This is a genomic window from Methylobacterium sp. Leaf361 (genome assembly GCF_001424445.1).
GTDB lineage: Bacteria > Pseudomonadota > Alphaproteobacteria > Rhizobiales > Beijerinckiaceae > Methylobacterium.
Window position 1 is genome coordinate 354,323 of sequence record NZ_LMPY01000012.1, and the last position, 13,957, is coordinate 368,279.

At 72.8% G+C, this 13,957-nt stretch carries 18 protein-coding genes; 12 read left to right on the top strand and 6 right to left on the bottom strand.

Annotated features, from left to right (window positions below; all coding sequences use genetic code 11):
* The first annotated feature begins 143 nt into the window (after positions 1-143).
* Positions 144-1,052, top strand: a complete 909-nt coding sequence (locus ASG32_RS11235; RefSeq protein WP_056525729.1) for an outer-membrane lipoprotein carrier protein LolA — start codon at positions 144-146, stop codon at positions 1,050-1,052.
* 13 nt (positions 1,053-1,065) lie between these two features.
* On the opposite strand, the gene ASG32_RS11240 is transcribed toward ASG32_RS11235, so the two are convergent.
* Complete coding sequence (locus ASG32_RS11240) at positions 1,066-1,800, bottom strand: lysophospholipid acyltransferase family protein (RefSeq protein ID WP_056525732.1); 735 nt, start codon at positions 1,798-1,800, stop codon at positions 1,066-1,068.
* Between the two features lie 159 nt (positions 1,801-1,959).
* Here ASG32_RS11240 and xth point away from each other — a divergent pair, with 159 nt between their 5' ends.
* The 7 genes from xth to ASG32_RS11275 all read left to right on the top strand — a co-directional run bounded on the left by xth (position 1,960) and on the right by ASG32_RS11275 (position 6,902).
* Complete coding sequence (xth, locus tag ASG32_RS11245; RefSeq protein ID WP_056525735.1) at positions 1,960-2,769, top strand: exodeoxyribonuclease III; 810 nt, start codon at positions 1,960-1,962, stop codon at positions 2,767-2,769.
* Between the two features lie 268 nt (positions 2,770-3,037).
* On the top strand, positions 3,038-3,916 hold the full coding sequence (locus tag ASG32_RS11250; RefSeq protein ID WP_056525737.1) for an SDR family oxidoreductase: 879 nt from the start codon (positions 3,038-3,040) through the stop codon (positions 3,914-3,916).
* A gap of 315 nt (positions 3,917-4,231) precedes the next feature.
* Entirely contained in the window at positions 4,232-5,014 is a 783-nt protein-coding gene (locus ASG32_RS11255; RefSeq protein ID WP_056525740.1) for an SDR family oxidoreductase, read from the top strand.
* A gap of 105 nt (positions 5,015-5,119) precedes the next feature.
* Positions 5,120-5,386, top strand: coding sequence for a hypothetical protein (locus ASG32_RS11260; protein ID WP_020092729.1), 267 nt, complete (start codon positions 5,120-5,122; stop codon positions 5,384-5,386).
* Between the two features lie 101 nt (positions 5,387-5,487).
* Positions 5,488-5,802, top strand: coding sequence for a hypothetical protein (locus ASG32_RS11265; RefSeq protein ID WP_056525743.1), 315 nt, complete (start codon positions 5,488-5,490; stop codon positions 5,800-5,802).
* A gap of 139 nt (positions 5,803-5,941) precedes the next feature.
* Positions 5,942-6,253 (top strand): hypothetical protein, encoded by a 312-nt coding sequence (locus ASG32_RS11270; protein ID WP_056525746.1) that lies wholly within the window; start codon positions 5,942-5,944, stop codon positions 6,251-6,253.
* A 181-nt stretch (positions 6,254-6,434) separates the two neighbouring features.
* Entirely contained in the window at positions 6,435-6,902 is a 468-nt protein-coding gene (locus ASG32_RS11275) for a hypothetical protein (protein ID WP_056525749.1), read from the top strand.
* Between the two features lie 193 nt (positions 6,903-7,095).
* On the opposite strand, the gene ssb is transcribed toward ASG32_RS11275, so the two are convergent.
* Positions 7,096-7,665, bottom strand: a complete 570-nt coding sequence (gene ssb / locus ASG32_RS11280; protein WP_020092725.1) for a single-stranded DNA-binding protein — start codon at positions 7,663-7,665, stop codon at positions 7,096-7,098.
* Between the two features lie 168 nt (positions 7,666-7,833).
* On the bottom strand, positions 7,834-8,853 hold the full coding sequence (locus tag ASG32_RS11285) for an NADP-dependent oxidoreductase (protein WP_056525752.1): 1,020 nt from the start codon (positions 8,851-8,853) through the stop codon (positions 7,834-7,836).
* Positions 8,854-8,976: 123 nt separating this feature from the next.
* Between ASG32_RS11285 and ASG32_RS11290 the strand changes: the two genes are divergently transcribed.
* Together ASG32_RS11290 and ASG32_RS34440 are read left to right on the top strand one after the other, a co-directional pair.
* Entirely contained in the window at positions 8,977-9,375 is a 399-nt protein-coding gene (locus tag ASG32_RS11290; RefSeq protein WP_056525756.1) for a DUF4174 domain-containing protein, read from the top strand.
* A gap of 137 nt (positions 9,376-9,512) precedes the next feature.
* The gene (locus ASG32_RS34440; RefSeq protein ID WP_012320668.1) at positions 9,513-9,689 is read left to right on the top strand and encodes a hypothetical protein; all 177 of its coding nucleotides are present in this window, start codon (positions 9,513-9,515) and stop codon (positions 9,687-9,689) included.
* A 14-nt stretch (positions 9,690-9,703) separates the two neighbouring features.
* Here the strand turns inward: ASG32_RS34440 and ASG32_RS33795 are convergent, their stop codons facing one another.
* The 3 genes from ASG32_RS33795 to ASG32_RS11300 form a co-directional block, all read right to left on the bottom strand.
* Positions 9,704-10,096, bottom strand: a complete 393-nt coding sequence (locus tag ASG32_RS33795; protein ID WP_139307692.1) for a hypothetical protein — start codon at positions 10,094-10,096, stop codon at positions 9,704-9,706.
* A 110-nt stretch (positions 10,097-10,206) separates the two neighbouring features.
* Entirely contained in the window at positions 10,207-10,608 is a 402-nt protein-coding gene (locus tag ASG32_RS11295) for a hypothetical protein (protein ID WP_056525759.1), read from the bottom strand.
* Between the two features lie 68 nt (positions 10,609-10,676).
* Positions 10,677-11,630 (bottom strand): protein-methionine-sulfoxide reductase heme-binding subunit MsrQ, encoded by a 954-nt coding sequence (locus ASG32_RS11300; protein ID WP_056526149.1) that lies wholly within the window; start codon positions 11,628-11,630, stop codon positions 10,677-10,679.
* 207 nt (positions 11,631-11,837) lie between these two features.
* Between ASG32_RS11300 and ASG32_RS11305 the strand changes: the two genes are divergently transcribed.
* Positions 11,838-12,848 (top strand): aldo/keto reductase, encoded by a 1,011-nt coding sequence (locus ASG32_RS11305; protein WP_020092720.1) that lies wholly within the window; start codon positions 11,838-11,840, stop codon positions 12,846-12,848.
* Positions 12,849-13,185: 337 nt separating this feature from the next.
* Positions 13,186-13,950 carry a ribosome maturation factor RimP gene (rimP, locus tag ASG32_RS11310; protein ID WP_056525762.1) on the top strand — a complete coding sequence of 255 codons (765 nt, stop codon included), beginning with the start codon at positions 13,186-13,188 and terminating at the stop codon, positions 13,948-13,950.
* The last annotated feature ends 7 nt before the right edge of the window (positions 13,951-13,957 follow it).

A 13,957-nucleotide genomic window follows, 5' to 3' on the forward strand; every position in this document is an offset into this window, starting at 1 on the left:
TAGCGCGACCTCCGGTATCGTGGCGCACCTGGATTGCCTTGCTCCGCTCGCGAAGACGAGGGGACGGCAAGGCGTCCGCAGCGGCCCGCCCACCTCTGTTTCGCCGCCGGAGCTTGCCCGCGGCTCCTCAGGAGACTCTGCCGATGATCGGCCGCCGCACCCGCACAGCCGGCTCCGTGATCGCCGCCGGGCTGTGGCTCGCGACCGCCAACCCGGCCCACGCGCAGGTCGGCGCCTTCATCGACAGCCTGTTCGGCCACAAGGAGGAGCCCGCCCCGCAGCCGGAGGCCGCCCCGGCGGCCCCTGCGCCGGCCAAGAAGGCCGCGCCCAAGGCCAAGGAGGCGAGCAAGGAGGCGAAGCCCGGCACGGCCAAGTCCGGCAAGGGCGGCGACAAGGCCGCCGACAAGGCGGACCACAAGGCGCCCGAGCCGAAGGTCGCGGCGGTGGGCGCGCCGACGGCGATCGTCACCGCCGACTCGGCCGATCCCGCCGCGCTGCTGGCGCAGGCCAACGCCTACTTCAACGGCATCAACACCCTGACGGGCAATTTCGTGCAGATCGGCGCCGACGGCCGCCGGATCGGCGGCAAGCTGACGCTCGTCAAGCCCGGCCGCCTGCGCTTCGACTACGACCAGCCCTCGCCGCTGGAGGTGGTCGCCGACGGGACCTCGGTGGCGGTGCGCGACCGCAAGCTGAACACCCAGGACCTCTACTTCATCGCCCAGACGCCGCTGAAATTCCTCCTGCGAGAGAAGATCGACCTCGCCCGCGACCTCACCGTCACCGACGTGGCGAGCGATCCGGGCAGCGTCCGCATCAGCCTGGAGGACCGCGCCACCCTCGGCGGCACCTCGAAGATCCAGCTGTTCTTCGACGCCGAGATGAAGACCCTGTCGCAGTGGCGGATCACCGACCCGCAGGGCTACGTCACCACGGTGACGCTCTCAAACCTGCAGAAGGGCAAGAGCGTCGACGGCAGCCTGTTCTTCATCAATTACGGACGGTCCGAGGACAAGGCGATGCAGCAGCAGATCCAGCAATCGCAGAAGTGACGGGGTCGCCCCGTCAGGGGGCGCCGAGCCCGGCCGCGTCGCCGGGCCGCCATCGGTTCAACTCCTGATCGATCGCGCCCTCCGTCCCGTGCAGGAACTCCGCGGTCGACAGGCCGGGGGCCAGGGCCGCGAGGTAGCTCACCACCACCGTGCCGGACCGGGTCGCCGCGCCCCCGGGCCAGAACAGGCCGGAATTGAGCGCCACCGGCACCACCGGCAGGCCGAGACGGCCGTAGAGCAACTCGACGCCGCGCTTGAAGCGAAGCGGCTCGCCGATCGCGCCGCGGGTACCCTCGGGGAAGATCAGGACCGACCGCCCCGCCGCGACCGCCTCCCGACCGCCGTCGATCATGGTGCGCAGGGCCTGGGTGCCCTTGGCCCGGTCGATGACGATCATCGGCGAGCGTCGGAGGAACCAGCCGACAACCGGAATCGCCAGCAGCTCCCGCTTCGCGACGATCGCCACGTCCGGCACCAGGACCAGGAAGGCCAGCGTCTCCCAGGTCGACTGGTGGTTGGCGACGATCAGGCAGGGCTCGTCCGGCAGGTGCTGGCGGCCCTCCTCGACGTAGCGCAGCCCCACGATGCGCCTGAGCCCGCCCAGAATCCCGCGCGCCCAGAGCCGCGTCGCCCGGCGGATCGGCCGCTGCGGCGAGCCGGACAGGAGGAAGATCGCCAGCGGCGCGAGGAACAGCGTGGTCCAGGCGGCCCAGTAGACGGCGAACAGGAGCGAGCGGGCGTGCGCCATGGCGGGCCTCGACGAGGGGCCCGGGACAGGGCAGGGCCCGGGCATAGCGCCTGCCGGTCGGTCGCGCACGGCCTTTTGCGGGGCGGGCGGTGAGCGGACTGTCGCGGGCCGCGAAATCGGCTATCGGAGCGCAACGCCGTCAGAACCCCAGCGCCGCCCGTGCAATTCACCGTCACCACCTGGAACATCAACTCGGTGCGCCTGCGCATCGACCTCGTGCTGCGCTTCCTCGCCGAGCACAGACCGGACGTGCTCTGCCTCCAGGAGACCAAGTGCCCGGACGACGCCTTCCCGCTGAAGGCCCTGCGCGGTTCGGGCTACGAGCACGTGATGTTCGCCGGCCAGAAGGGCTACAACGGCGTCGCGATCCTCTCCCGCTTCCCCCTGCACACCCGCGCCGTGATGGGCTTCTGCGAGCGTCAGGACGCCCGCCACATCTCGGCGGTGCTGGGGCCGGAGGCCGGGGCGGCCTCGGGGATCGTGCTGCACGATCTCTACGTCCCGGCCGGCGGCGACGTGCCGGACCGCGACCTGAACCCGAAATTCGCCCACAAGCTCGACTTCCTGTCCGAACTGCGCGCCTGGGGCGGCAGGCGCGTCTCCGGGCCGGCGATCCTCGTGGGCGACCTCAACGTCGCGCCCCTGGAGCACGACGTCTGGTCGCACAAGCAGCTCCTCGACGTGGTCAGCCACACGCCGGTGGAGACCGAGGCGCTGGAGGTGCTGCGCGGGGAGGCGGGCTGGATCGACGCGGCGCGCCACCTCACCCCGGAGCCGGAGAAGATTTACACGTGGTGGAGCTACCGCTCCCCCGACTGGTCGGCCGCCAACAAGGGGCGGCGCCTGGACCACGCCTGGGTGTCGCCCGACCTCGCCGGGACCGTCCGCAAGGTCGAGGTGCTGCGCGAGGCCCGCGCCTGGGAGCGCCCCTCCGACCACGCCCCGGTGACCCTCACGCTGGAGCTGTGACCGGGCGCGGAACTGCGGCGCGGTCCGAGCATTGCCCGCTCACGAACCCGTGACGTGAGCGAGCCCCGATGCGCAAGATCCTGATCGCTTTCCTCCTTCCCAAGGTCGTGTCCTACCTGCGCCGCCGCTACGGCGGCCCGCACGCCAACCGCAACCGGGCCTTCTGAGACGGCCCGGTCGCGGCCACCGCCTGTGACCCCCGGGCGCAGGCGGTGGCCGCGGCGACGGCCCTAGATCCTGCGGGTCCCAAGCCGAGGAGCCGCACCCGATGACCCAGGACCCGCGCGAGGCCGGCCCCCGGCCGCCCTTCCCCGGCGACCAGCAGCAGACCCGCCCGGGCCTCACCACGAAGATGACGCCGCGCCCCGACCACGGCGAGGAGAGCTACGTCGGCAAAGGCCTGCTCACGGGTCAGGCGGCGCTGATCACCGGCGGCGATTCCGGCATCGGCCGGGCGGTGGCCATCGCCTACGCCCGCGAGGGCGCCGACGTGGCGATCTCCTATCTCGAGGTCGAGCAGGAGGATGCCGAGGACACGAAGGCCTGGATCGAGAAGGCCGGCCGCCGTTGCCTGCTGCTCCCCGGCGACATCCGCGACGAGGCCCGGTGCCGGGATCTCGTTGCGCGCACCGTCGCGGCCTTCGGGCGCCTCGACATCCTCGTGAACAACGCCGCCGCCCAGGTGGTGAACGAGGGCCTCGACGATCTGGCGGCGTCCGACATCGAGGGCTCGTTCCGCGCCAACGTCTTCGCCATGTACTACCTCGCCCAGGCGGCGGTGCCGCACATGAAGCCGGGCGGCGCGATCGTGAACAGCACCAGCGTGCAGGCCAAGGTCGCCGGGCCGAACATGCTGATCTACGCCGCCACCAAGGGCGCGATCGCGAGCCTGACCATCGGCCTGTCGAACCTGCTGGCGCCGCAGGGCATCCGGGTGAACTGCGTCGCCCCCGGGCCGGTCTGGACGCCGATCCAGCCGATCGTGAAGAGCCCGGAGCAGATGGAGCAGCTCGGTGCGCAGACGCCGCTCGGCCGCGCCGGCCAGCCCGCGGAACTCGCGCCGGCCTACGTGCTGCTCGCCTCACGCGAGGGCAGCTACATGTCCGGGGCACTGGTGCCGGTCACCGGCGGCATGCCGATGCTCTGATCCCGCACCCGTCGCCGCTCTTTGCGGCGGCACCACGCCGTCGTCCCGAGCGCAGCGACGTGCCCCGGACCCGCGGGACATCCGCCGGGCGGGGCGCTCCCGGGCCGCTTCGCTGACGCCGGTCATCGCCGCACGGATGTTCGGGCAGACCCTCGACGGCGCGCGCGCGATCCATCAGACGTTGAGGGCGGATCGGTTCACAACGGCGGGACGGCCCGGAAGGCCGCCCGGGTCCGGCGCGCGGTGATGGCACCGCCGCGGACCCGAACGCTGACCCGCGCCATCCGGGCGCCGCCGATCCCGACGGAGACGACCATGAGCGACGCCCAGGCCCGGACCGCGCTGGTGACGGGGGCCGCCCGCGGCATCGGCCTCGCCACCGCGACCCGCTTCCTCGCCGACGGCTGGAACGTCGCCCTTCTCGACATCGACGGCCCGGGCGCGGCGGCGGCGGCCGAGCGGCTCGGCCGTCCGGACGCCACGCTCGCGGTGACGGCCGACGTCTCCGACCCCGAGGCGGTGGCGGCGGCGATCCAGCAGGTCGCCGACCGGTTCGGCCGCCTCGACGCCCTGGTCAACAATGCGGGCATCGCGATCTTCAAGCCGCTGACCGAGACCACCTTCGCCGACTGGTCGCGGGTGCTCGCCGTCAACCTGTCCGGCCCGTTCCTGTGCACGCAGGCGGCCGTCCCGCTCCTGTCCGAGCGCGGCGGCGCCATCGTGAACATCACCTCGATCTCGGGCCTGCGCGCCTCGACGCTCCGCACCGCCTACGGCACCAGCAAGGCGGGCCTCGCGCAGCTCACCAAGCAGCAGGCCGCCGAGCTGGCGCAGTACGGGATCCGCGTGAACGCCGTCGCCCCCGGTCCGGTGGACACCGCGATGGCCAAGGCGGTGCACAGCCCCGAGATCCGGGCGGATTACCACGACGCCGTCCCGCTCGGCCGTTACGGGCTGGAGACGGAGCTCGCGGAGGCAATCGTGTTCCTCTGCTCGGAGCGCGCCTCCTACATCACCGGTCAGCAGCTCGCCGTCGACGGCGGCTTCGAGTCGACGGGAATCGGCCTGAAGACGCTGCGCGGCGCGCGCAACATCTGAACGCGTCGGCCCGATCCGCCGGGTTCGGACAGGGTTCGTTAACCCTGCCGCCGTAGCCCGGAGGCTTGGTCAACAGGCGCGGGCACCATGCCGAGACTCGGCTCCATGATCGTCGACGGTCTAGCGTTCGTCCTCGTGGCGATCGCCCTCGCGGCGGTCGTCGCCGGCTACGAGCGGAACCTGCCGGATCCGTCCGCGTCACCCGCGCTGGTCGCCGCGGGCGCCCCCGTCTGGACCGACCCCGAGACGACGGGCTCGATCGCGCCGGCCGCGGGCCCGGTCGCCCGCTGGGCGGACGCGCGACCCCCGTTCGCGGCGCCGGAGTCGGATCGCGCCGCCGGCGGAACCTGGGTGAGCCCGCCCCGCCGCTGAGGCGCCGCGGGGCGGCTCACCGGGGCTCCCGCCGCGATCACAACTGATCGTTAACTATGGTTGCCGAACCTTCCACCGCACAGCGAAGCGGAGAGGCACCCATGGCGCGCGACGGCAACCGACCCCACCCGAGCGCCCTGGCGCGGTATCCGGTTCCGATCGAGCTGATCTCGGCCCTGTTCCGCGCCGACGACGCGGAGCGCGACCGGCTGCTCGCGCCGATGCCGGCCTACGGCCGCGCCCGGATCGCCGCCTACTGCGCCGAGCACGCGCGGCTCGAGGCGCTCGGCCTGAAGGTCGCGCGCTCCTGCGACGAGGCCACGCTGGTCAGGGCTGCGGGCGAAACGGTCGGCGCCGACCTCTTCGCGCGCTCGCGGGCGCCCGAACCGGCGCCGATCCAGCTCCAGGCCGCCTGACCGACCCGCCGCGCGGAGGCCCGGCCGGCCGAGAGTGTCGGCTCGATGAATGCCCGAGCGTGTCCGGGTTCACAGCGGCCGGCGCATCCTCCTGTCATCGGCCCGGCGCGTCCGGGCCGCAGGTTCAGGAGATCGTGTCATGATGCGCGCCAAGGTGATCGGCCTCGTCGCGGTGGCCGCCGCGGCTCTCGCGACCGCCACGACGGCCAACGCGGCGCCGTTCGGCTACGGGCCGCCCGATGCCGGATCGGTGATCGAGCGCGTGGCCGGAGGCTGCGGTCCGGGCTTCCATCCCAATCCCTGGGGCCATTGCCGGCCGAACGAGCGCGGCTGGGGCTGGGGCGGACCGCGGGGACCCTACGGCGGCCGGCCCGGCTATGGCGGCTACGACCGCGGCTACGGCGGCTATGGCGGCTACGAGGGCCCGCGCCGGTCCTACGGCGGCTGGTGATCCGCGTCGGCGACCCGAGTTCGGGTCGCCGCGCGCGATCCGGATCCGCGGCCGGCCTGTGCCGGGTCAGTGCTCGGCCATCGCGTTGTCCCCCTGGAACGGACAAACCCATATTCACGACGGCATAGAGCCGTATTAATCTCTTTCGGGACGCAACATAGTGTCCCGGAGATTCTTCGTCATGAGTCGCTATGTATTTGCATCCCTGATGATCGCCGGCCTGGTGGCCGGCGCCGCGCCGGCCGCCGCGCTCTCCGCGAAGGATTGCTCGGTCAAGTATCAGGCCGCCAAGCAGGCCGGCACGCTCAACGGCCAGAAGTGGAACGACTTCCGCAAGGCCGAGTGCGGTGCGGCGGCCGACAACGCCCCGACGACCGCGCCGAACCCTGTCTCGCCGACCGCGACGACAGCTCCGGCCGCGCCGCCGGCCGCCCCGCGCGCCGGGACGACGTCCGCCGCCGTGGCGTCGGCCACGTTCCCCCGCGCCGTCGATCCGAGATACGCCAAGGAATCGGCCGGCAAGGCCCGGATGCACACCTGCCTCGACAGCTACAACGCCGCGAAGGCTGCCGGCACGCTGGGCGGCATGAAGTGGATCGAGAAGGGCGGCGGCTACTACTCGGCCTGCAACCGGCAGCTCAAGGGCTGAGCGGCGGCGCTCCGGGGCGCCGAAGGCAGGCGGCCCGAGACGTACGCCGGCGGATCTGGATCCCGGGCACCGCCGCGCGGTCCCGGGATGCTGCCTTGAAACGGCTGCGCTGACGCAGCCCAGATGTCCGCATCACCCGGGTCGGGAAGGCCGACTCGGGTGACGGTACAGGGCCTCCGGATCGCCGGCGGTCCTAGAAGGGGATGTCGTCGTCGAGGTCGTAGCCGCCGCGGCTGCCACCGCCACCGCCGCCACCCGAGGAGGCCGGGGCCGGACGCCGCTCGCCGCCCTGGGCCCGACCGCCGCCGAAATCGCCGCCGCGATCACCACCCCGGCCACCGCCGAAGTCGCCGCCGCGGCTGATCTGGCCGCCGCCCTCGTCCTCCCCGGCGAAGTCGCCGCCGCCGCCGCCGCGCCCGTCGAGGATCGTCATCTCGCCGCGGAAGCGCTGGAGCACCACCTCGGTCGTGTACTTCTCGACGCCGGAATTGTCGGTCCACTTCCGGGTCTGGAGCTGGCCCTCGATGTAGACCTTCGAGCCCTTGCGCAGGTACTGCTCGGCCACCCGGGCGAGGTTGTCGTTGTAGATCACGACCGAGTGCCACTCGGTCTTCTCCTTGCGCTCGCCGGTCGCCTTGTCCTTCCACGACTCCGACGTCGCGAGCCGCAGGTTGCAGACCGGGTCGCCCGAACCGAGGCGGCGCATCTCGGGATCGCGCCCGAGATTGCCCACCAGAATCACCTTGTTGACGCTGCCCGCCATCGCTCTCTCCTAGTCGTACGGATCTCACAGGGCATCTGCCCGGCGGCGCGCGAACCATGCGCCCGGGCCTCCGGAGCGGCAACCGGCGGGGCGGGCTTGTGCCCGCTTTCCGCAGCGCCGACGGATCGATTTGTTCTATATCCGTTCCGTTTCGGCAGCAAGCCGCCCTCAGGCGACGCGGACGACGAGCTTGCCGAAATTCCGACCTTTCAACAGGCCGATGAACGCCTCCGGGGCGTTCTCCAGCCCCTCGACCACGTCCTCGCGGTAGCGGACGCGCCCGTCCTGGATCCAGCCGGCGACCTCCTTGCGGAACGTGTCCGCCTGCTCGGCGAAGTCCCAGACGATGAAGCCCTGGATGTGCAGCCGGTTGGTCAGGACCGCGCGCATCAGGCCGGGCAGGCGGTCCGGGCCGGGGGGCACCTCGGTGGCGTTGTAGGCGGAGACGAGGCCGCAGACCGGGATCCGCGCGAACGGGTTGAGCAGCGGCAGCACGGCGGCGAAGACCGCGCCGCCGACATTCTCGAAGTACACGTCGATGCCCTTCGGGCAGGCGGCCGCCAGCGCGCCCGGCAGGTCGGACCCGCGATGGTCGATCGCGGCGTCGAAGCCGAGCTCCTCGGTGAGGTAGCGGCACTTCTCGGGGCCGCCCGCGATCCCGACGGCGCGGGCGCCGTGGATCTTGGCGATCTGGCCGACCAGGGAGCCCACGGGGCCGGCGGCGGCGGCCACCACGACGGTCTCGCCGAATTTCGGCCGGCCGATGTTGAGGAGGCCGGTATAGGCGGTCATCCCCGGCATCCCGAGCACGCCCAGCGCCGTTGAGGGCGGGGCGGCATCGGGGTCGACCTTGCGCGAGCCCTTGGCGTCGGTGACGACGTACTCCTGCCAGCCCGCGAAGGCTGTCAGCAGGTCGCCCACGGCGTGATCCGGGTGGTTGGAGGCGACCACCTCGCCCACCGTCTCGGCGGTGATCGGCGCGCCGATCTCGACGGGCGCCGCGTAGGATTTCGCGTCGCTCATCCGGCCGCGCATGTAGGGGTCCAGCGACAGCCAGCGGGTGCGCAGGAGGACCTGGCCGGGTCCGGGCTGCGGCACCGGCACCTCCTCCAGGCGGAAATTCTCGGGCCGCGGCTCGCCGTGCGGGCGCGAGGCCAGGACGATGCGGCGGTTCATGGCGGTGGTCATTCCGGACTCCGGGACACGGGCTTCCGCCCCGATCTGGGGCGCCGGTCCTGCGAGGCAAACGCGCCGCCGCGATCGCGCGGCCGAGTCGCGCGTTGTCCCGACTCGAGAGCGCGGAGCGGCGGCATGCGGGAGACGGCACTGGGACTCGGGCTGGCAGCTATGGCGGCGGGGGCCGCCCTGGCCGGTCCCCTCGACGGCTATCGCGACCGGGCGCGGGTGCTGGTGCTGTCGGCGCCCGAGGCCGGGGACGCGCAGCTCCGGGCGCAGCGGGCGGCGCTGGCCTCGGTCCGCACCGGCGTCGCCGAGCGCGACCTCGTGGTGCTCGAAGCGGTCGGCGCGGGGGCCGAGGCGCGGGCCCTGCGCGAGCGCCTCGGCCTGCCCGCGGACAGCTTCCGCGCGGTCCTGGTCGGCAAGGACGGCGGTGCCAAGATCACCGAAGCGGCGCCGATCGCGCCGCAGAGGCTGTTCGCCACCATCGACGCGATGCCGATGCGCCGCAGCGAGATGCGCGAGCGCCGCTAGGGCCCGATCCCCTGTGAACGGCGGGGCCGCGGACACCATCGGTTAAGCCTACCGGCCTATCACCGAAACGTGTCGACGGCCGCGCACCGGCCGTCCGTTGAGGCCCGCCAGGACGCTCGGACGAGACGCTCGAATCGATGACCCGACAACAAGTCGCCACCGCCATCCGCCGCCTCGTCGACCTGCAGGTCGAGGATATCGAGCGCGCGGTCCGCGACGGCCACAAGACCATCGCGCTGAACGAGCTGGCGGACCTGAACCGCCAGCTCAAGGCCTTCGCGGCCGCCCTCAGGAAGGCGCCGGCCCGCATCTGAGCCGGATTCCCACGCTACCAGCGCGGCCCGCCCCAGCGACGGGGTGGGATGTCCTCCGGCGGCGGGGGAGGCGGCGGCGGCCCGCGGTCGACGACCGGCTCGTCGCAGACCCGCACCCGTCGCAGCACCGGCTCCCCGTCCGGACCGAAGCGCCGCCGCACGAATTCTCGGCACGCCTCCGGGGACGCTTCTGGGGGCGCCGCTGTGAAGCGGGGACCGCGGACTTCGGATTCGGGCCGCGGTCCCGGAGAGGGCGGCGGTGGCCGGCGCTCCGGCTCGTCGTCCTGGGCGGGCCCGCCGTCGCCGTGCGGCGGGTAGGGGCCGTCGAAATCGGCGGCCAGGGCCGGGCCGGCGGCGAGGAGCAGGGCGCAGAAGCCGGTTCGTAAGAGGAGACGACGTGCGGGCACGGTGGCCTCGGCGTGAGCGGGCACGCGGGGATCGCGGCCATCATCGCCGGAGGATGCGACCGGGCGCCTGAACCGCCTCCGAGCCGCGGTGTCGGCCGCCGTTCAGCCGGCTACTTCTGCATCGCGTTCACTTCGCACTGGGCGTAGTCCGCGCTCGCCTTCACGTAGGCATTGAGCTTCTGCAGGTAGGCCTCGGCGATCGGCCGGAAGGCCTGCGCCTGCAGGTTATAGGCCTTGATCGCGTCGTTGTAGCTGTAGGCCTCCCAGCCCGGGCAGCCCTCCTTGGCGTCGAGGCAGGCGGGCTTCGGCGGCAGCTCCGGCTTGGCCGGGCGCGCGGAGGCCGGCGGCGGCGCGGGCGGCGTGCAGGCCGCGGCTGCCGGCGCGGCGGCGGCCGGCGGCGGCGCGGCGGGCGCCGCCTTGGCGGCCGGCTTCGCGGCCTGGGTCGCGGGGGGCGTCGCGAAGGCGAGGGTCGGCGCGAGCAAGCCCGCGATCAGGAGAGGCGTGCCGCGCATGGCGTCTCGAAAGCTCCGCTGGGTCCGGGGCCGCCGGCGGCGGAGGACCGGGAGCGGGTTCTGCGGCATCAGGCCGACGGCGACAAGGGCTCCCGGACGGGCTCCCGGACGGGCTCCCGGACGGGCTCCCGGATAGGCTCCCGGCGGGCCGCCTGGGCCGGTCGCCTGCCCGGTGCCGGGGCCTTCGGGCCGCGCACGAGCGCCACGAGCGGGAGCGACAGGCCGACGGCCAGCACCCACCAGGCCGGCCGGATCGGCCCGGAGAAGTCCAGGTTGGCGGCGAGGACGAGGTTGGCCGGCACACCGCTGGCGAGGCCGTACCACGCGGCCTCCAGGCCGGCGGTCGCGAGCCCGGCGACGATCGCCAGGAAGAGGAGCGACCAGGGCCGCTCCGGCCACTGGAAGCGCCGCATCACCCGCCAGCCCATCAGCAGCAGGAACAGGCCCGCCGAGAAGACCGGGTCGGTGACGTCGATCTTCGACTGCAGGAAGTAGTGGACCAGGGCCGCCACGGCGATCGTGTAGGTGAGGCGGTGCAGGCGGTTCCAGTTCGGGCCGAGGTTGCGGATCGCCGCGTCCGTGGAGGTCAACCCTAAGGCGATCAGGCCGATCAGGGCCACGAAGCCGATCGTCAGGTAGAGCCGGAGCGCGATCTCGGAGATCACCTTGGTGAGGATCAGGTTCTGGTCGACGGCGTAGAGGGTCAGATGGGCCACCGCGTAGGCCATCACGGTGACGCCGAGCATGCGCCGCACGACGAGGACCTTCGGCCAGTCCGCGAGGCGGCGCAGTGGCGAGATCGCCAGCGAGAAGAGCAGGAAGCGCACCGCCCACTCGCCGGTGGCGTGGATCAGCGCGGTGATCGGCTTCGCCCCGAGGGCGTCGAGCCGGTAGGCGGCCGCGAGGTAGAGCGCGGGCGCGACGCAGCACGCGAACACCGCGAGCTTCAGCCAGGAGAGGCGGCCGGCCCGGTCGAGCCAGGGGAGGGGGATGCCGAGGGCGGCGGCCGAGCGATCGATCATGGGTCCGAACGGAAGCTTCGCGGTGGACGACGGCGCCGCGCCGGTGGCCCGGGCCACCGGCGGGAACGGCTGCCCGGGCCATCGGTGCCGTCACGGGTCGGTTCGCCGCGGGCGTTCGCGGGTTACAGGGCGGCGTTGACCTGTGTTGTGGTTGACCGCGCCGTTCCCGCGGCGAGATAGCGGGACGACGGACGTTGGAGGGATCCCATGCAGTATCGCACGCTCGGCCGCTCCGGCCTCAAGGTCTCGCCGATCTGCCTCGGCACGATGATGTTCGGCGGCCCCACCGACGAGGCCACGGCCGGCCGCGTCGTCGCCAGCGCCCGGGAGGCCGGGATCAACTTCATCGACACGGCCAACGTCTACACGGAGGGCCGCTCGGAGGAGATCACCGGCCGGGCGATCCGGGCGGAGCGCGACGCCTGGGTCCTGGCCACCAAGGTCGCCAACCCGACCGGGCCGGGCGTCAACGACCGCGGCCTCTCGCGGGTCCACGTGATGAAGGCCGCCGAGGACAGCCTGCGCCGCCTCGGCACGGATTTCATCGACATCTACTACCTCCACAAGGAGGACCACGACACGCCGCTGGCCGAGACGGTCCGGGCGATCGCCGACCTCGTGCGGGCGGGAAAGATCCGCCATTTCGGCGTCTCGAATCACCGCTCCTGGCGGGTCGCCGAGATCTGCCGGCTCTGCGACGAGGCCGGGATCGACCGGCCGGTGGTGAGCCAGCCCTACTACAACGCCTTCAACCGGATGCCCGAGACCGAGCACCTGCCCGCCTGCGCGCATTTCGGGCTCGGCGTGGTGCCGTACTCGCCGCTCGCGCGCGGCGTGCTCACCGGCAAGTACGACCCCGACGCGCCGCCGCCGGCCGAGTCGCGCGCCGGCCGCCAGGACGCCCGGATGATGCAGACCGAGTGGCGCCCGGAATCCCTGCGCATCGCCCGGACCTTGAGGGAGCACGCCGAGGCCCGCGGCATCACGGCCGGCCAGTTCGCCACCGCCTGGGTGCTGAACAACCGCCTCGTCACCGGCGTGATCGCCGGGCCGCGCACGGAGGCGCAGTGGCAGGAATATCTCGGCGCCCTGGACTACGCCTTCACCCCGGAGGACGAGGCGCTGGTCGACGGGTTCGTGGCCGCGGGGCATCCGACGACGCCGGGCTACAACGATCCGGCCTATCCGCTGGAGGGGCGGGTGCCGCGCAGCGGCTGAGCAAAGGCGATCTCCGACCGAACCCCTCGTCCCGGGGTGCGAGCGCGGCGAGCCTCGAAGGAGGGCTCCTTCGAGGCCTCCGCGACGCTCCGGCACCGCGGGACGAGGCCGAGGACGGGACGAGCGGGCTCGCGCGGCGCGGCGGATCCACCTTGCGCTCCGGGCCGAGGGCCGCTATCTAGCTCTCAACAGTTCTGATGGCAGTCGAGAGGCTGCGGTTCGGGAGTGGGCCCCACCGGGTCCGCTCTTTTTTTTCGCCGCACATCCTCTCGCCGCACGAGGCCCCACGCCGCGGGCGGCCAGGCAGAACGCCGCGAAGGTTGCGCGCTGAACACCCATGTCGTCCGAGATTGAAGCGGATCTGTCCGAGAAGCGCCTCGTCCGCGAGGCCGGAGTCGCCGCGCGCGTCGCGCAGGCGATCGAGGGGCCACTCGCGGGCCTCGGCTTCCGGCTGGTCCGGGTGCGGATGTCCAACGTCAACGGCTGCACCGTGCAGATCATGGCGGAGCGTCCGGACGGCACCTTCACGATCGACGATTGCGAGGCGGTGAGCCGCGCGATCTCGCCGATCCTCGACGTCGACGATCCGGTGGGCGGCGCCTACAACCTCGAAGTGTCCTCGCCGGGGATCGACCGGCCGCTGGTGCGGGTCTCGGACTTCGCCCGCTGGGCCGGCTACGAGGCCAAGGTCGAGCTGAGCCCGCCGCTGGACGGGCGCAAGCGCTTCCGCGGCATCCTCGGCGCGCCGGACCCGACGGGCGCGACCGTCCCGATCGACCTGCCCGACGTGAAGGAAGGGCTGCCGAGCCGCATCGACCTGCCGCTGAAGGACCTCGCCGAGGCCCATCTCGTCCTCACCGACGAGCTGATCCGCGAGTCGCTGCGCCGCGGCGGGCCGCCCGCCACGGACGAGGCCGACGAGGCCGAGGACGAGGAGGACGCCGCGGAGAGTGCGCCGGCGCCGGCGCGCGCACCCTTCCAGCCGAAGGGCCCCCGCAAGGCCAGTCCCGCGGCCAAGCCCCAGAAACAGGCCCGGACCGGCCCGAAGAAGCCGGTCGTGAGCAAGGCGGCCCGGCTCAAGGACCGCGACTCGCTGCACTGAGACCCGA